At 69.2% G+C, this 15,933-nt stretch carries 20 protein-coding genes; 19 read left to right on the forward strand and 1 reads right to left on the reverse strand.

The window, feature by feature from the left end:
- Positions 1 to 7 precede the first annotated feature (7 nt).
- From OG943_RS22510 to OG943_RS22560, 11 genes are all read left to right on the forward strand, one after another.
- Entirely contained in the window at positions 8 to 1,540 is a 1,533-nt protein-coding gene (locus OG943_RS22510; RefSeq protein WP_328611772.1) for a phage portal protein, read from the forward strand.
- Entirely contained in the window at positions 1,537 to 2,517 is a 981-nt protein-coding gene (locus OG943_RS22515; protein WP_328611773.1) for a VG15 protein, read from the forward strand. The genes OG943_RS22510 and OG943_RS22515 overlap by 4 nt, the downstream gene beginning before the upstream one ends.
- A 322-nt stretch (positions 2,518 to 2,839) precedes the next feature.
- Positions 2,840 to 3,511, forward strand: coding sequence for a hypothetical protein (locus OG943_RS22520; RefSeq protein WP_328611774.1), 672 nt, complete (start codon positions 2,840 to 2,842; stop codon positions 3,509 to 3,511).
- A 59-nt stretch (positions 3,512 to 3,570) separates the two neighbouring features.
- A complete protein-coding gene (locus OG943_RS22525; RefSeq protein ID WP_328611775.1) occupies positions 3,571 to 4,554 on the forward strand; it encodes an SU10 major capsid protein in 984 nt (327 codons plus the stop codon).
- Complete coding sequence (locus OG943_RS22530) at positions 4,554 to 4,742, forward strand: hypothetical protein (RefSeq protein ID WP_328611776.1); 189 nt, start codon at positions 4,554 to 4,556, stop codon at positions 4,740 to 4,742. Before OG943_RS22525 ends, OG943_RS22530 begins: the two co-directional genes overlap by 1 nt.
- A 390-nt stretch (positions 4,743 to 5,132) precedes the next feature.
- Positions 5,133 to 5,495: a hypothetical protein gene (locus OG943_RS22535; RefSeq protein WP_328611777.1), complete on the forward strand. Its 363-nt coding sequence runs from the start codon at positions 5,133 to 5,135 to the stop codon at positions 5,493 to 5,495.
- 14 nt (positions 5,496 to 5,509) lie between these two features.
- Positions 5,510 to 5,839, forward strand: coding sequence for a hypothetical protein (locus tag OG943_RS22540; protein WP_328611778.1), 330 nt, complete (start codon positions 5,510 to 5,512; stop codon positions 5,837 to 5,839).
- A 3-nt stretch (positions 5,840 to 5,842) separates the two neighbouring features.
- Complete coding sequence (locus tag OG943_RS22545; protein WP_328611779.1) at positions 5,843 to 6,157, forward strand: hypothetical protein; 315 nt, start codon at positions 5,843 to 5,845, stop codon at positions 6,155 to 6,157.
- Complete coding sequence (locus OG943_RS22550) at positions 6,154 to 6,576, forward strand: hypothetical protein (RefSeq protein WP_328611780.1); 423 nt, start codon at positions 6,154 to 6,156, stop codon at positions 6,574 to 6,576. Before OG943_RS22545 ends, OG943_RS22550 begins: the two co-directional genes overlap by 4 nt.
- Before the next feature lie 13 nt (positions 6,577 to 6,589).
- Entirely contained in the window at positions 6,590 to 7,225 is a 636-nt protein-coding gene (locus OG943_RS22555; RefSeq protein WP_328611781.1) for a phage tail tube protein, read from the forward strand.
- Positions 7,226 to 7,559: 334 nt separating this feature from the next.
- Positions 7,560 to 8,312: a S1 family peptidase gene (locus OG943_RS22560; protein ID WP_328611782.1), complete on the forward strand. Its 753-nt coding sequence runs from the start codon at positions 7,560 to 7,562 to the stop codon at positions 8,310 to 8,312.
- A 263-nt stretch (positions 8,313 to 8,575) separates the two neighbouring features.
- Here OG943_RS22560 and OG943_RS22565 read toward each other — a convergent pair whose 3' ends face one another.
- Positions 8,576 to 9,046 carry a hypothetical protein gene (locus tag OG943_RS22565; protein ID WP_328611783.1) on the reverse strand — a complete coding sequence of 157 codons (471 nt, stop codon included), beginning with the start codon at positions 9,044 to 9,046 and terminating at the stop codon, positions 8,576 to 8,578.
- 97 nt (positions 9,047 to 9,143) lie between these two features.
- Here OG943_RS22565 and OG943_RS22570 point away from each other — a divergent pair, with 97 nt between their 5' ends.
- The 8 genes from OG943_RS22570 to OG943_RS22605 all read left to right on the forward strand — a co-directional run bounded on the left by OG943_RS22570 (position 9,144) and on the right by OG943_RS22605 (position 15,865).
- On the forward strand, positions 9,144 to 9,422 hold the full coding sequence (locus OG943_RS22570) for a hypothetical protein (protein WP_328611784.1): 279 nt from the start codon (positions 9,144 to 9,146) through the stop codon (positions 9,420 to 9,422).
- A 113-nt stretch (positions 9,423 to 9,535) separates the two neighbouring features.
- Positions 9,536 to 9,826, forward strand: coding sequence for a hypothetical protein (locus OG943_RS22575; RefSeq protein ID WP_328611785.1), 291 nt, complete (start codon positions 9,536 to 9,538; stop codon positions 9,824 to 9,826).
- Positions 9,827 to 9,850: 24 nt separating this feature from the next.
- Positions 9,851 to 11,938 carry a hypothetical protein gene (locus tag OG943_RS22580; RefSeq protein WP_328611786.1) on the forward strand — a complete coding sequence of 696 codons (2,088 nt, stop codon included), beginning with the start codon at positions 9,851 to 9,853 and terminating at the stop codon, positions 11,936 to 11,938.
- A complete protein-coding gene (locus OG943_RS22585) occupies positions 11,923 to 13,665 on the forward strand; it encodes a hypothetical protein (protein WP_328611787.1) in 1,743 nt (580 codons plus the stop codon). Before OG943_RS22580 ends, OG943_RS22585 begins: the two co-directional genes overlap by 16 nt.
- Positions 13,666 to 13,747: 82 nt before the next feature.
- Positions 13,748 to 14,158, forward strand: a complete 411-nt coding sequence (locus tag OG943_RS22590) for a hypothetical protein (RefSeq protein WP_328611788.1) — start codon at positions 13,748 to 13,750, stop codon at positions 14,156 to 14,158.
- Positions 14,159 to 14,172: 14 nt separating this feature from the next.
- Entirely contained in the window at positions 14,173 to 14,490 is a 318-nt protein-coding gene (locus tag OG943_RS22595; RefSeq protein ID WP_328611789.1) for a hypothetical protein, read from the forward strand.
- Complete coding sequence (locus OG943_RS22600) at positions 14,487 to 15,446, forward strand: LysM peptidoglycan-binding domain-containing protein (RefSeq protein ID WP_328611790.1); 960 nt, start codon at positions 14,487 to 14,489, stop codon at positions 15,444 to 15,446. The genes OG943_RS22595 and OG943_RS22600 overlap by 4 nt, the downstream gene beginning before the upstream one ends.
- Complete coding sequence (locus OG943_RS22605) at positions 15,443 to 15,865, forward strand: hypothetical protein (RefSeq protein WP_328611791.1); 423 nt, start codon at positions 15,443 to 15,445, stop codon at positions 15,863 to 15,865. The genes OG943_RS22600 and OG943_RS22605 overlap by 4 nt, the downstream gene beginning before the upstream one ends.
- The last annotated feature ends 68 nt before the right edge of the window (positions 15,866 to 15,933 follow it).

Here is a 15,933-nt window from a genome sequence, read left to right on the forward strand (position 1 = left end):
GGTCGCCATGGCCGTGAACCTCGCCGAGCTGACCCCCGATCAGTGGATCACCCGCATCACCCGCCAGCACGACGCGCAGATCCCCGAGCTGGAAACCCTCGACTCCTACTACGAGGGCGCACAGTCGCTGTCGTACATGCACCCGGAGTTGCTGCGCCGCCTGGACACCCGCGTGCGGCAGGTCGTGATCAACTGGCCCGAACTCGTCGTCGACAGCCTGGACGAACGCCTCGACGTGACCGGCTTCCGGCTCGGTGGTGAGCAGGCCGCGGATCGGGAGCTGTGGAACATCTGGCGGGCGAACCGGCTGGGCCTGCACTCCGAACAGGCGCACATTGACGCTCTGGCGCTGGGCCAGTCGTTCGCGATCGTCGGCACGAACGAGCAGGACCCCAGCACACCGCTGGTGACGGTCGAATCGCCGTTTGACGTGCACGTGGACATCGACCCGCGCACCCGCGAGGTGCGGGCGGCGTTGAAGCGGCAGTTCTCCGAGGACGGTGGCGGGGACCTGTCGGAGGCTTACGCGACGCTGTACCTGCCGAACGAGACCATCTGGTACTCCTCCGACAACGGCGGCGGGGTCTGGGAGGAGACCGACCGCGACGGGCACGGCATGGGCGTGGTTCCCGTCGTGCCGCTGGTGAACCGGCCCCGGACCAGGCGCCGACGGTTTGCACCCCCTCGGCTCGGGCGTTCGGAGCTGGCGAGCGTGCTGCCGCTGTCGGACGCGGCGTGCAAGATCGCCACGGACATGATGGTCATTGCGGAGTTCCACGCGATGCCGCGCCGGTACGCGCTCGGGTTCGACAAGGACGACTTCGTCGACGGCAAGGGCAACCCGCTGACCCCGTGGGAAGCCGTCGCCGGCGTCCTGTGGGCGTCGTCGAAGTCGCCGAAGGATGACGGGGTCGCGGTCGGGCAGTTCCCTGAGGCGGACCTGTCGAACTTCCACAACACCCTCAACGCCCTGGCCCGCCTGGTCGCGAGCCTCTCCGGGCTGCCGCCGCACTTCCTCGGCTACAGCACCGAAAACCCGGCCTCCGCCGAGGGGATCCGGTCCTCGGAGTCCCGGCACATCAAGCGGGCCGAGCGGCGGCAACGCTCGTTCGGCGACGGCTGGGACCGCGTCGTGCAGCGCGTCCTGCACGTGCGCGACGGACGGGTACCGGACGAGGCGCTGCGGGTGGAAACCCAGTGGGTGGACCCGGCCACGCCGACGTTCGCCGCCCAAGCGGACGGCGTGGTCAAGCTCTACAGCGCGGACAAGCTCCTGCCGCGCCGTTCCGCCCGCCGCGCGCTGGGCTACTCCGACGCGCAGATCCAGGACATGGAGACCGAGGACCAGCAGGCGTACAGCCGGGTCAGCGGCGGCGACATGGCCGCCGAGTACGGCCCCAAGCCCGACGGTGATCCGGCCGAGCTGGCCGACCAGCAGGAGCAGCAGCCGGAGGAACGGCCGAGCGTGATTGCCGGGTCCCGGCTGCGTCCAGCGCTGGCCGTGCAGTTCCGCGAACCCGCGACGGCGGCCAGCTCGTGACCGCGACCCGCGCCGATCGGGCGTACTACCTCGCCCAGCAGCGCATCGTCCGCGACGTCACCAACACCGCACAGGCCGCCTGGTCCGGGCTGGACCCGGCGGACCCGCGCGGGTCCTGGACCGAGGCCCGGTCGACGATCGTCGACGCAGTCGCGCAGGCCCAGGCTGACGCGGCGGCGCTGGCACCGCGCTACATCGCGGGGACACTCGCCGCGGCCGGTGCGGTCTCGCGGCCGCTCGGCGAGATAGTGGCCGCCGCCTTCGCCGGCCGGGCCGCGAACGGGCTGTCGCTGGCGTCGCTGATGGACTTCGCGTTCACCTACTACCGCCGCGCCCTCGCCCCGCACGACCCGCCGTCCGAGGCGTCGTCGATGGGGCTGGCGCGGCTGCTGCGCTACAGCTCCACCGAAGTCGCCGACGCCGGGCGCCTCGCCGTGCACGTCGGCAGCGTCCTGGAACCGGAAGTGGCCGGGTACGAGCGGGTGGTGCACCTGCCCGCGTGCGGCGGCTGCATCCAGCTCGCCGGACGGCTTTACCGCTACAGCACGGGTTTCCTGCGCCATCCCCGCTGCGACTGCTCGATGAAACCGGTCACCCGGGAGCAGTGGCGCACCCAGCGGGCGGGCAACACCCCGGCCGCGCTGTTCGAGGCGATGACCCGGCAGCAGCAGGACAAGGCGTTCGGACCGGGCGGTGCGGCGGCGATCCGGGCCGGGGCCGACCTGTCCCGCGTCATCAACGCCCGCCGCAAGGGCTCCGTCTACGTCGCCGGAGGCCGCGAGTACACCCGCGACTCGACCACCGTGCGCGGCGTCGGCCGCCAGCTCGGGCAGCTCGGCCGCACGCGCGGGCAGCGCCACCGCACATCAGGCACCGCCCGCCCGACACCTGCCCAGCTCGTCACCAGCGTCAGCGATAAGGCCGAGCTGATCGAGCAGCTACGCCGCTTCGGATACGTGGTCGAACAAGTTTTCTAGATGCCAACAGCGACGTTTATACCTCGTACATTTGCACGATGTAGACGTCCACAATCTAGACGTCTACATCGTGGACGGCGTTTTTTTGAAGCGTTCTCAGCGACGAGCAGCACACCAAGAGCGCTGGATGTCATGGTTGCCAGCAAACAGAACAGCTGCCACAACGTCATCCCGCTGCTGACTCCAGCCACGACCTGAGCCCCGCTGGAGCACGCGACGAACAGCGAAGCAACCTGCGTCCGCGTCGGCCTGGCATTCACCTACGCAGTTTTACACAAAGCCCCTGTTTGGGCATTTCCGCACCATCGCACGAGGACAGGTTGTGACCGATACCCACGCTCCCGCCGACACCGGCCCCGCCACCCATACCGCGCCGAACCCGGCGGCGCCCAGCACCGCCCCGGCCCCGGCAGAGACCGGGCAGCCCGGCACCCCGGCCGAGGCCGGACAGGCCGCTGAGGTGGACTACCGGGCCTTGCTGGAGCAGGTACAGGCCAAGCTGAGCAAGGCCGAGAAGACCGCCAAGGAACACAAGAGCAAGGCAGCGAAGCTCGACGCCATCGAGGCGGAGCAGCAGACCGACACCGAGAAGGCCGCCCAGCGCGCCGAGGCGGCGGAGAAGCAGGTGGCGGTGCTGCGGCGCCGGGCGATGGACGCGGAGATCCGCGCCGCCGCTTCCAGCTGGGCCGATCCGACCGACGCGCCCCGCTACCTCGACGACCGCGACCACTACATCAGCGCCGATGGCGAGATCGATATCAAGACCATCGCGGCAGACCTCGCCGCGGTACTGCTCGCGCGCCCGCACCTCGCCCGTCCCGGCGAACCGGCCGCCCCTCGCCGGCCTGCGCCGGATCCGTCGCAAGGCGCGCGTTCCTCCGGCCCGGCGGGCTACGACTCGCAGATCGCCGACGCGGAGAAGCGCGGCGACTGGGCCACCGCGATTACCTTGAAGAACCAGCGTCTCGCCGAGCAGGCCCGCCAGCAGCGCTGACCCAGCTCCACCAGGCCGCCGACGCGCGGCAGCACCCTTCACCCCGTCCGGAGTCCCCTATGCCTGGTGTGGCCGCGATCGCCAACACCTACAACAGCCCCAACTTCGTCGGCGAGCTCTTCGCCCTCACCCCGACCGACACCCCGTTCCTGTCCGCCATCGGCGGACTGACCGGCGGCAAGCCCGCGAAAGCCGTCGTGCACACCTGGCAGGTCTACGACCTGCGTCCCGCGGACCCGAACCGCCAGCGCACCGAAGGCGCCGACGCACCGCCCCCGGAAACCCGGGTCCGGGGCACGGCCCGCAACGTCCTGGAGATCCACCAGGAAAGCATCGGCGTTACCTACACCCGCCAGGCCACCCAGCAGATGTTCGCCGCCACCGGTGCGGCCAACCCCAACGCCGCCTCCATCACAGGTACCAACCCGGTCGCGAACGAGATGGACTGGCAGACCCGTCAAGCGCTGATTCAGATCGGGCGCGACGTCGAGGCCGGGTTCATCGCCGGGACGATGCTGGAGCCCACGGACAACTCCAAGGCCCGGCGTACCGGCGGGATCCTGGAGGCGACCAAGACGAACGTCATCACCAACGCCACCGCCGCGCCGCTGACCGAGGCGATGATCCTGGACCTGCTGCAGAAGGTGTGGACCTCCGGCGGCATCCAGGTCTCGGAGACCGCGACCCTGATGTGCGGAGCGTGGCAGAAGCGGGTCCTCACCACGGAGTTCATCACGAAAAAGAACTACCGCGAGCAGACCCGCAACGTCGCCGGTGTCTCCGTGACCACGATCGAAACGGACTTCGGCACGCTCAACGTGATGCTCAACCGCTACATGCCCACCGACACCGTCGAAGTCGTGTCCCTGGACCAGTGCGCGCCGGTGCTACTCGAGTCGCCGGGCAAGGGGTTCCTGTTCTCCGAACCGCTGGCCAAGACCGGCGCGACCGACAAAGCCCAGATCTACGGCGAGATCGGGCTGGAGTACGGGCCGGAGAACGCCCACGGCAAGATCACCGGCCTCACGACGGCAGGTGCCTGATGAAGTTCACCAGCACCAAATACCCCCACCTCACCGTGCACGACCTCGGCGTGACCTTCGCCGACGGCGAGGCCGAGGTCACCGACAAGGCCACTGCCGACGCGCTCAAGCAGCTGCCTGCCGAACTGGGCGTCCGAGCGGCCGGCGGTCGGCCGCCCAAGGATGCTACGAACGACGAGGCCACTTAAACGGCCACGCCGGGCGGAGCGCGCGAATCAGCACCGCGAGATCCCGGAGCCCTTTGGTGTCACCGGTTTTGTGCACGATGAACGCCGCGAGTCCGAGCACACTCATGAAGGCGCCCAGGGTGCACAGCGGTACGACCAGCAACAACACATCAACTCCACAACGACATACACCGGTCCCGGTACCGGTGTCGTTGATTCGAGTCGGATGCAGTTGTTGCGGTTCACGTTGTGAGGTGTTCCAGAGGGTGAGCAGCAATCCGGGTGTTGCTCGGTGACTGCGATGCGTCCGATACACAGCCTGCACTCGGTGAGTGCATCCGGAAGCCCCTCTTGTCGGGGCCGTGAGCCGTTGGTACAGCGCGATAGTACGCCGTAGGTGGAGGGATCGAGATGCCCCCTCCACCGCCGCTGGCGACGATCGCTGACCTGCAGGCACGGACTGAGATCAAGTTGTCCCCTGAGCAGGAGACCCGCGCCACGGTGCTCCTGGCCGATGCGTCGGCGCGGGTCCGGCAGCAGGTCCCCGACCTGCTGCCGGACCCGCCGCCGGACACCGCTCCCGGCGTCATCTGCACGGCGGTGCTGCGGGCGCTGGCATCCCCGCCGGACGGCAACACGTCCGAGACGGTGGGCGGGCACTCTCGCACCGCCGCCCACGCCGGGGGCGGCCTGTACTTCACCGACGACGAGCTGGAGCTGCTGCGACCGCCGGTGCCCGCGCCTCGTGCGGCCTTCACGATCTGGACTGTGTGAACGGAGGCCCGCTCGTGCAGCTCCCGCACCGCCTGACCGTCGTCACCCCAGTCCCGATCACCGACGAGTACACCAACCCGGTCCCGCGGCTGACCTACGGCCCGGACGCGCCCCGCCGGATCGTGGCCGGTCTCGTGCAGCCGGGCAGCTCGACCGAACCCGTTGTGCCGGGACGTCAGCCGGTGGTGACCAGCTGGCGGGCGTTCACCGCGGAGCCGGTCACCGCACGCGAACGGATCGAGTGGGACGGCCGGACGTTCGAGATAGCAGGCGAACCGGCGCGCTGGTCGCCCCGCTTCGGCTACGCCCACTACGAACTCACCCTGACCCACGTGGAGGGCTGACCCATGGATTTCGGACAGGTCCGCATCGACTACGCCGGAGTGGCGGAGATCCTGCGCTCGGCCGAGTTCGAGCAGGAAGTCCGCGCCGCCGCGGAGAAGGTCGGCGAGGCCGCGCGGGCGACCGGACACAAGGTGACCTCCGGGGAACCGCTGCCGATCGACGTCTTCTCCGACCCGAACCACGACCGGGTCGGCTGGACCGTCGCCATCCGCCACCCGGCCGGGCTCGGGATGGAAGCGCGGTACGGGGTGCTCAAGCGCGCGGCGGAGGCCGGCGGGCTGTCGGTCGGCGGCGCGGATGCGGACGGCGAGTCATGACCGGCCGCGTTCCGGTGCCGGCCGACGTCGCCGAACTCGTGGTGCGGCGCCTGCGCGGCCTCCTCGGCGGCCAGGCCCACGACGTCGCCGCACAGGTGCAGGTCTCGACCGAGACGGGCGCCGGGCCGGACGGCGGCCCACCCTCGCTGCCGTGGCTGCTCGTCGCCGAGGACGGGCACACCTGGCAGTGGCCCGCCGTTCAGCGCGCCGTCGTCCGGCTGACCGCGTGGCACCACAGCCCGCACGCCAGCAAGGCCCTGGCCGGACTCGCGCTCGGCCTGCTCTGCGCACCGGCACCGCCCGGTCCTTTCCTTCGCGTTGAACCGATCTCCGCCCCGCTGGCCGGGATCGACCCGCACACGGCCGCACCGCTGGCCACCTGCGCCGCCGCTGTCTACGCGCGCACCCCGAGCAACTGAGGTTTTCCGTTCCATGGCAATGAATTCCGCGCTTGTCCGTGTCCCCGGCACCGGCGAGGTGTCGCTTGCCGCACCCGATACCCCGGAACCCCCGGACGCCACCACGCCACTCGTCGCGGCCTGGACAGGGCTGGGGCTCTCGACCCCGGACGGCACCACGCTGGCCCGGAAGGTCGAGAAGGAGGGCACCGAGCACTGGCAGCAGCTCACCCCGGCGCGCTACATCTACAAGTCCCAGGAGCTGACCGTGGCGTCGGTGTTCCAGGAAACCAAGGGCGACGTGCTGTCCGCCTACTTCGGCGGGATGAAGTTCGCCACCGTCGGCACCGGCACCCCGAAGACCTACCGGGCCGAGATCAGCTCGATCCCGAAGGGCGACGTCCGGGCGCTGTGCGTGGACTGGGTCGACGCCATCTCCGACGCCGAGGTCTACAACCACCGCCTCTACTTGCCGCGCGCCGAGGTGTCCGCGACCGAGGACGCCCAGTTCAGCCGCACCAAGGAAGCACGGTGGGGCATGACGTTCTCCGCGCTCGCCCCGCCGAAGGGCAAGACCTACATCGCCGTGTGGCTCACCAATGACCCCGCCGTGCTCCTCGGCGCTCCCGCGACCGCCGCAGCCGCATTGGCCGCGGAAAGTGGCCGTTGACCAGGATAGTTTTACTGGTTGGGCGTCGTAGTTGTCACCAGCACCGGTCTGGCGGATGCAGGTCAGGCAACCCTAAAATGTAACTCCAGATTTCCAATCTGAGCACGAAGAATACACATCGACATCACCCGATCGAGTGTAGTTAAGCCAGGCTCTCGCGGGCGAGCATAGTGTTACTGCGGCAAAATAAGTCAGCTCGCGCGGTGACCTCGGGGAGGTGATGATCAGACTATCGCATTAGTAAAATACGTTATGAAGACGGGTTCCGGAAATAGTTTGAAAGCAGCGAAGGGGTATTTTTATGCGTCAGAAGAATCGTCGGAGACTCGCTGCCGTGGTGCTGGTTGCCATAGCCTCCTTCCTTCCTGTCATCGTGGCAGCTCCGGCCAACGCCATCGTTGGCGGTACGCAATCAAGCCTCGAAGACCACCCCTATACGGTCTACCTGACCAATGCAAACGGGTACCAGTTCTGCGGAGGAACGCTCATCGCAGAAAGGGCAGTTCTCACCGCGGCACACTGTGCGTTGGCTGTCGCTAAAGATCAGCTCAGGGTGGTGGTGGGACGGGAGGACGAGACCACCAATGATGGTGTCGTCACGAAGGTCGCCAAGGTGTGGACGCCCAGCCAGTTCAAGAGCGCCCAAGAGGGCTACGACTTCGCGGTGCTGACCCTGTCACTGCTTCCGCCGCTGATTCTCAAGCCCACAGCAACGCTTCCTACCGCCGCCGACGCCGCGCTGTACAATGAGGGTTATCAAGCGACTGTGCTCGGCTGGGGCCGCACCTCGGACGGCGGTGCCCGTTCGAACATCCTGCGCTCGGCCCAGGTGCCCATCATCGGCAACAGCAGTTGCAAGGCTAGTTACTCGGAATACAACGCCGCCAGCATGCTTTGTGCCGGGTACTCAGAGGGCGGTGTCGATGCCTGCCAAGGAGACGCAGGTGGCCCGTTGGTCGAAGGCGACGTCCTGGTCGGCATTGTCTCGTTCGGTGAGGGCTGCGCCGTGGCAGGTAAACCAGGCGTCTATACGCGAGTGCTCCCCTTCGTTCAGGAAATCAAGGACCACCTTCCCCTCATCGAGTAGCGAGCAGCCAGTATGAATGGCTGCCACGGTGTTTGGTGGCGACATGTGGGGTGCCCGACGCCGTTGGCCGTCGGGCACCCCACATTCGGCCGCGCTCCAGACCGAGACGACAGGACCATGTGGCCACGTACCCCTCACAATCGATCTGTGAGCTCCAGGCCTGTCACTGACTGGTGAAGACCCAACAGCTCTCGACGGACCGGCAACGGCAGACGGTGGTGGAGCACTACGTGCCCGCCCACATGTACCGGCCGATGAGCCGACTACGGCAGGACCGGGACCACGGACGCTAGAGCGTCACGCAGGTCCGCCAACGTCGAGTAGACCAGTTCCACCAGGTCGTGCACTGCCCACGGCTCGCGTGAGCCGAACGCGATTGTCGGTCCGTACAGCCGCACGCTGTCCTCGGTCTGCTTGGCCCGCCACACGCCGGCCTCCGGCTCGCGCTCACGCATGAACTCGCCGTATCCGGGATCAGTGAGGATCTGGTCCAGCGCAGCCAGCACACAACCCGTGTCCTCGGCCAGAACGGCGAACGCGGCGGCCCAGTCGATCTCGTCGGGCCCGTCGAGCGGCTGCTCCGGGTCCCACCACACGCGCGGCGAGTGCCGAGGCTCGGGCCCGTCCTCCCACACGTGCTCGTTGTAGCCCGAGCAGCGCAGATAGGCCGACTCACGGCGAACCTCTACCGACCACTTACCCATCTCGGTGGTTGGTTCCAACAACGCGCCCACGTGTGTCTCCCTTATCCCGAACAGCTTCCGCCCAGTATCCGCACCCCACCGACAGTTCCCCAGCCGCAACACCTCCCCGAAGGAGCAGACCCACCTCATGGCGACTCGACAGCGCACGGAAGCAACCGGCAAGCCCACCTTGCCCGGCGCGGCCCTGGCCGTTACGTGGCGGGGAAAGCGGTTCACCCTGCCGCATTCAGAGGACTTCCCGCTCGAAGCGCTCGAAGCCGAGGAGGACGGCAAGCACCTCACTGCGCTCAAGCTGATTCTCGGGCTCGGCCAGTACGCAATCTGGCGGAGCCTGGCCACGACAGCGGCCGACGCCGAGGACTTCTCGGCTGTCGTGATGAAGGAGCTGGGGCGGGGAAACCCTTAACGGTCGCCCTGCTCCTCGCAGACGAGGCGACCGCCGAAGCGCTCGAAACCGACCTGCTGCGGTACGGGGTCGATCTGCTCGACCTCTACCGCGGCCGGCTGTCGTACCGGCGGGTGTGCGCGCTGGTCACACACCTGCCTGATGACGCGGCTGCCTGGCGGCTGCACGACCCGCACGGCGCCATGACCCGTGGCGAACTGCTCCTGGCCTCGACCGAACGCAGGGTGACGGCGCTCTGGGCGACCGTCGCCGTGGCGCTCGGGCAGGACGTCACGGATGCCCAGCTGGCCGGGCCGCTGGACACGTGGGCACCTCCCTCGACCAGCACCCAGTCCGAGAGCGCGCCGGATGGCGCGGAGCTGAAGTCGTTGCGCGAGATCGCGTTGTGGATGCGCAACGGCTGATCGCTGTCCGGGTGGTGAACGCCCGTGACCTCGATCGCCTACGCCTACCTCAAGGTCATGCCCTCGCTGCAGGGTCTCGGGCGCCACCTGCGCGACCAGGTCCGTGAAGCCGAAGGGCAGGCCCCGAAGGTCAGCCTGTCGGCCGATCTGAAAACCGTGCTGCTGCGCGAGCAGCTCCGCGCTGCTGCCCGGGAAGGCGATCAGACCGCCATCCGGCTGCTGGCCGAGCTGGACGCGAAACCGGCGGAGACCCGGTTCGCCGCGCTGAAACGGCGCCTGAACGGGCAGAACATTTCGCTCAAGGTCGTGCTGGACAAGTCGGTCGGCACGAGCATTCGGGGTCTGGCCCAGCTGGACTCCGGGATGAAGTCGGTGACCGGCTCCCTTGCTCAGCACACGGGGATGGTCGGCGCGGCGGCGCTGAAGTACGGGGCGATGGCGGCCGGCGCCGGACAAGCGGTGTCCGCGCTCGGCGGTCTCGGCTCGGTCGCGGCTACCGCGTCTGGGTCGCTGCTGGCGGTTCCGGCGGCCGGGCTCGCGGCCGTGGCGATCATGCAGACGCTCAAGCTCGGGGTGTCCGGGTTCTCCGAGGCGCTCAAGGAGTCGGATCCGAAGAAGTACGCCGAGGCGATCAAGGATTTTCCGCCTGCGATGGCGGCGGCCGCGAACGCGGTCCGCGCGCTGCGCCCGGAGTTCACGAGCCTGCGGCAGGAGGTTCAGCAGCGGCTGTTCACCGGCCTGTCCGGGGAGATCACCGCGCTGGCCGGGACGTATCTGCCGCTGCTGCATCGTGGGCTCGGCGGGATCTCCGATGGGTTGCACGCCGGCGCGCTCGGCTTCGTCGCGTTCGCCCGTGAGGGGCGCACGGTCTCCGACGTCGGCTCGATCCTGGGCAACACCTCGGCGACCATGCACGAGCTCGCGCGGGCTGTGCAGCCGTTCCTGCAAGGGCTGCGGGACATCGCCGCAGTGGGCGCGGAGTTCCTACCCGGCTTCGGTACCGGGCTGGCTGATGGCGCGCAGAAGTTCGCCGACTTCATCGCGGCGGCACGTCAGTCCGGGCAGCTGCGGGAATGGCTATCGGCCGGGTTGTCGGCGGTCGGGGAATTGGTCACGGTCCTGAAGAACCTGGGCCAGGTCGTGTTCGGAGTGTTCTCCGCCGCGAACACCGGTGGCGGCGGGCTGCTGTCGACGCTGGTCGCGGTCACCGGTCAGATGGCCGCGTTCGTCCACTCCGCGGAAGGAGCGGGCGCGCTCACCCAGATTTTCGGCGGCCTGCACGCGCTCGCACAGGGCTTGATGCCGGTACTGCTGGCGATCGGCCAGGCCCTCGTCACCTCGATTGCTCCGGCGATCGCGCAGCTCGGCCCGATGATCGGTGCCGCGTTCGCCGCGCTCGCCCCGGCGATCGCACCGCTGGGCCAGATCCTCGCCGCGCTGGCGCCGGTGATCGGCATCGCCGCGCAGGCGCTGGCCGCGGTGCTCGTGCCGGCGGTTGCCGCGCTGGCGCCGATCGTGGCCGCGCTCGCGCCGGTGCTCGGGGAGGTCGTGGCCGCGCTCGGCGGCGCGCTCGGGTCGGCGATCACCACGCTGACACCAGCGCTGGTGCAGCTCGCGCAGACGCTGGCCCCGCTGATCTCGGGGTTCGGCGGGCTGCTGGTGCAGGCGCTGCAACTCGCCGCTCCGGCGCTGGCGCAGCTGCTGACCGCGCTCATGCCGCTGATTTCCCAGCTGGGCGGGGCGTTTCTGCAGGTGCTGCAGGCCGTGATGCCGTTGGTCTCGGCTCTGGCGGGCATCTTCGCGTCCGGCGCACCGAGGCAGGTCCTCTCGTCGCCGCGCCCGACTTCACTCGGCCGGCGCCGGGCACGTCCACGTTCGCCGACGAGGCCGGTCGGGTGTGGACGGTGTCCGGGGTCGCATCGGGAATCACGGACCGGCGGACCCGGTTTTCCGGGTTCGTCGTCGAATGGGCGCCGGACTGGCCCTACGGCGATCTGTCCACTCCGGACGGCTACCCCGGTGAGTCCCGCACGTCGGTCACCGCGGCCGGAGTGCTGCGGCGCCTCGATCAAAACCGCGTCACCCCACCGTCGACGATGTGGGCCGAGCTGATGAAGCTGGGCCGTCCCGCGCCGCTGATCTACTGGCCGTGCGAGGAACCCAACGGGTCCGCGACCTTCGTCCCAGCCTCCGGCGGTCCCGCGCTGACGATTGCCGGGGAAGTGACCGAGAGCGGCATCACCGATGTGCCTTCCAGTGCGGGAATGCCCGCGTTCGGAGCCGGGCAAGCGTCCGGGCTATTTCCCGGCTACCCGGACAGCGGTGTCTTCAGCGTGGTGTTTCTGTTGCGGCTGCCGAAGAACGGCGTCAAGGCAGCGGACACGCCGCTGGTCACGTTCTACGGCCTCGGCCCGGGACCAGCCGCGTACTACTCGCTGGAGGCCCAGCCAGACGGCCGGCTGGCGATGCGCACCCGCAGCGCTCTCGGCGGCACCCTCGAAACTGCGCCGTTCCCCGCGCTGCCGTTCCCGCTCAACAGCACCACGCAACTCGTGCGGTTCTCCGTAACCCGGGTCGGCTCGACCACCAGTGCGGGCCTGAGCATCGTCAACGACCAGTTCCCCTACGGCTACGGCCTGAGCGCGGGGTTCAAGTCGGTGTACAACCCGCCGCAGGGAATCGTGATCGGCGGCGGCTGGTGGGTCGGGCAGCCGAACGGGTTCGCCGACCTGAACGGGACCGGCATCGGTCACGTCTACTGCGACCACGCCACGACCGAGCTGGACGCGCCGATGTTCAACGCGACCCGCGCGTGGATCGGAGAACGGGCCGGGGACAGGCTGCGCCGCCTCTGCGCCGAGAACCACATCCCGCTGGTCCTGGCAGGGGCGAGCGTCGGCACCGAATTGATGGGGCCGCAGCGATCCAGCTCGACCCTGCCGGACCTGCTGCGCGAATGCGCCACCGCGGATGGCGGGATCCTCTACGAACGCCGCATCCTGCCGGGCCTGGCTTACCGCACCCGGATGTCCCTTTACGCCCAGCGGCCCGCGCTCGTCCTCGACGGACGTTCCGGGCCGGGCGACCTGAAGCCGGGTTTCGCCCCCGTGCTCGACGACCGGGGCGCGCGCAACGACGTCACGGTCACCCGCACCACCGGCGGTATCGTCCGCGCCACTGACGCCGACCACGTTCGCGCCCACAGCCGCTACGACACCCAGCTTGACGTCAACGTCGCCGCCGAGACCCAGCTACCCGACATCGCGTGGTGGCAGGTGCACCTCGGCACCGAACCCGGGATGCGGTACCCGCAGGTCTCGCCTGCCCTTGCCGCCAATCCGGCGTTGCTGCGGCCGTGGCTCGACGTCGAGATCGGCGATCGGGTCGAGGTCGCCGGGCTGCCCCCGCAGCACCCGCCCGGGACGGTCGGGCTGCTGATTCAGGGGTACACCGAAACCCTGCGCCCATACCGGATCGACACCGATGTGAACGCCTCACCCGGCCGTCCTTGGCACGTCGCCACCACACCCACCACACCGGACGACGTCGGGTGGCGGGCCGACACCGCGGGCTCGGCCATCACCGGTCCACTCGGCCCCGCCGACACCGCATTCGGGGTCCGGACCGATCAGGGTCCATTGTGGATCACTACCGCGACGCATCCGGGCCAGTTCCCGTTCCTGATCAAGGTCAACGGTGAGACCATGCGTGTCACCGCGATCACCGGTACTGGCTCACTGCAGGCGTTCACCGTCGTGCGCGGCGTCGAAGGGCTCACCCGAAGCCACGGCGACGGCAGCGCGGTGACCGTGGCGAACCCGGCGCGAGTCGCGCGCTGAACCACCTACCCCACGGAGGACACCGATACCTGCCGCACCCTGGCGGGCTGGGGAAGCGATCACCGCCGCCCGCCTCAACCAGATGAACCCCAAGGTCTACAAGACCGGAACCATCAACGGCGCCGACGTCGGCCAGTACACCGGAATAATTCTGTCCACAATAGACATTCCTGACCCCGGCTACTCGTACCAGCTCAGTTTCTCCGGCCAGATCTGGCTGGCCCCCGGCGCCCCGACGGGGGTCGACATCACCATGAAGGACGGCGCGAGTCTCAGCGGCAAGATCCTCTCCACCATCACCTCCATCGACGGCGGCATGGTCGGCAACCAGGGCGGCCGGATTCCCCACACCATCACCGGCACGAGCCCGCCCCTCACCGGCGCCCGCTCCGTGTCCCTCGTCGTCACCAAATGGAAGGGCGGCAGCGGCGACGGCTGGCAGCACGGCAACGACCAGTTCACCAGCGTGACCGTGCTCCTGACCGCAGCGTAAGGGAGACGGATCTCGTGACTCCCGAATGGCTGACCGCGCTCGCCGCGTTCCTCGGCCCCGTAACCGGTGCCCTGACCGGCCTGCTCGCCGCGCGCCGAGCCGTGCGCAACGCACGCACCAGCTCCGACCAGCAGGCACTCACCGCACTACACAGCGGCTATCAGGCCCTGCTCGAAGACCGAGCCACCCACACCCGCGACGTGCTCGCGGAACTCACCGCCGTGAAAACGGAACTGATCGCCGTGCGCCAGGAGAACGCGCGGCTGCTGCTCGAAGTCGGCGCCCTGCGCGCCCAGATCGGACACCCGCCCGAAGGACTCATCCACCCGTGACCGATTACGGCATCGACGTCTCCCACTGGAACTCCGTCACCAGCTGGGAAGCGGTGCGAGGCAACAACATCTCGTTCGCCTCGTTCAAGCTCACCGAGAGCACCGACTACACCGACCCCACCAGCGCCGGGCGCATCCAGCCCGCCCGCTCGGCCGGCATCGTCCCCGGCGGCTACCACTTCGCCCGCCCCGGCGACGTCGCCGGGCAGGTCGCGCACTTCGCCGAGCAGCTGCACGCCGGCGGATTACTCGGCGGCGGCTCGCTCGCCCCGATGCTCGACATGGAAGCCGCGGAACTGCGGCCCGGCGCAGACGCGTTCGTCGGCGACTTCATCAGCCGCCTGCGCGCCGCCACCGGAGTCCGCAAGGTCCTGGTGTACGCGAACCTCGACTGGTTCACGCACGTGCTCGATCCGGGCCGCTGGATCGACGATGACGTACTGCTGTGGATCGCCCGATACAACGACGACCCCGGCAACCCCGGCTGGAGCCACCCGCGTCTCGCGGTGCACCAGCACACCCAGCACGGCACCGTTCCCGGAGTCGCGGGCAACGTAGACCGCGACGCCACCGTAGGCCCGTGGACGCTGGCGAACCTCACTGTCGACGGTTCCATCCCCGATCCCGCACCAGCACCGCCGCCGCCCCCGGCCGGTGGCGGGACCTACACCGTCCACTCGGGTGACACGCTTTCCGGCATCGCCGGGAAGTTCGGGACGACGGTGGCCGTGCTGGTCGCGTTGAACGCGATCAGCAATCCGAACCTGATCTACGCGGGGCAGACCCTCCGTCTCCCCGGCAGCGGTCCCGGAGTCCGCCGCTACCAGATCCGTCCAGGAGACACGCTCTCCGCCATCGCCGCACGCAACGGCACCACCGTGGGCGCGCTCGCCGCCCGCAACAGCATCGCCAACCCGAACCGCATCTACGCCGGGCAGTGGCTCGACCTGCCATGACCACCACCGGCCACGGGGGCGGCGGCACGCTGCTGCTCCTGGTCCTCATCGCCTGGGCGGCCTGGCACGGCGCCCGCGCGTTCGTCCGCGCCTACGAAGCGCTGAACGCACTCCCGCCCCGGCACCAGAAGGAGAATCAGATGTCCAACCGCACTCCGCTGCGCGTCACCGGCACGATCGTCGGCGGTGTCACCGCCCTGATCAACGGCCTGCTCGGTGCCGGCCTCGTCACCGCCGGGCAGGGCGACGCCGCCACCGGCGTGATTGCCGCCGTCGTCACCCTGCTGGCCGCGTTCGGGATCGTCGTGGGCACCGAGAAGCGCGTCACCCCGCTCGTGGACCCGCGAGACAACGACGGCAACCCTCTCACCCCCGACCTGCCCGCGTCCGAGGTCGAGTCCGGCGCCGCCCGTGCCTGACCCGAGCACTCAGAAGGCAACCGCCCCGGCAGCCGTGCTCACCGCTGCCGAAGTCCAGGCAGCCCGCT

This window comes from Amycolatopsis sp. NBC_00345 (genome assembly GCF_036116635.1).
Classification (GTDB): domain Bacteria; phylum Actinomycetota; class Actinomycetes; order Mycobacteriales; family Pseudonocardiaceae; genus Amycolatopsis.

Excerpts from the sequence above, each read along its gene's own strand:
- OG943_RS22510 (WP_328611772.1), top strand. The coding sequence starts at position 8 with ATGGCCGTGAACCTCGCCGAGCTGACCCCCGATCAGTGGATCACCCGC.
- OG943_RS22525 (WP_328611775.1), top strand. The coding sequence starts at position 3,571 with ATGCCTGGTGTGGCCGCGATCGCCAACACCTACAACAGCCCCAACTTC.
- OG943_RS22530 (WP_328611776.1), top strand. The coding sequence starts at position 4,554 with ATGAAGTTCACCAGCACCAAATACCCCCACCTCACCGTGCACGACCTC.
- OG943_RS22535 (WP_328611777.1), top strand. The coding sequence starts at position 5,133 with ATGCCCCCTCCACCGCCGCTGGCGACGATCGCTGACCTGCAGGCACGG.
- OG943_RS22545 (WP_328611779.1), top strand. The coding sequence starts at position 5,843 with ATGGATTTCGGACAGGTCCGCATCGACTACGCCGGAGTGGCGGAGATC.
- OG943_RS22550 (WP_328611780.1), top strand. The coding sequence starts at position 6,154 with ATGACCGGCCGCGTTCCGGTGCCGGCCGACGTCGCCGAACTCGTGGTG.
- OG943_RS22555 (WP_328611781.1), top strand. The coding sequence starts at position 6,590 with ATGGCAATGAATTCCGCGCTTGTCCGTGTCCCCGGCACCGGCGAGGTG.
- OG943_RS22570 (WP_328611784.1), top strand. The coding sequence starts at position 9,144 with ATGGCGACTCGACAGCGCACGGAAGCAACCGGCAAGCCCACCTTGCCC.
- OG943_RS22585 (WP_328611787.1), top strand. The coding sequence starts at position 11,923 with ATGTGGGCCGAGCTGATGAAGCTGGGCCGTCCCGCGCCGCTGATCTAC.
- OG943_RS22590 (WP_328611788.1), top strand. The coding sequence starts at position 13,748 with ATGAACCCCAAGGTCTACAAGACCGGAACCATCAACGGCGCCGACGTC.
- OG943_RS22605 (WP_328611791.1), top strand. The coding sequence starts at position 15,443 with ATGACCACCACCGGCCACGGGGGCGGCGGCACGCTGCTGCTCCTGGTC.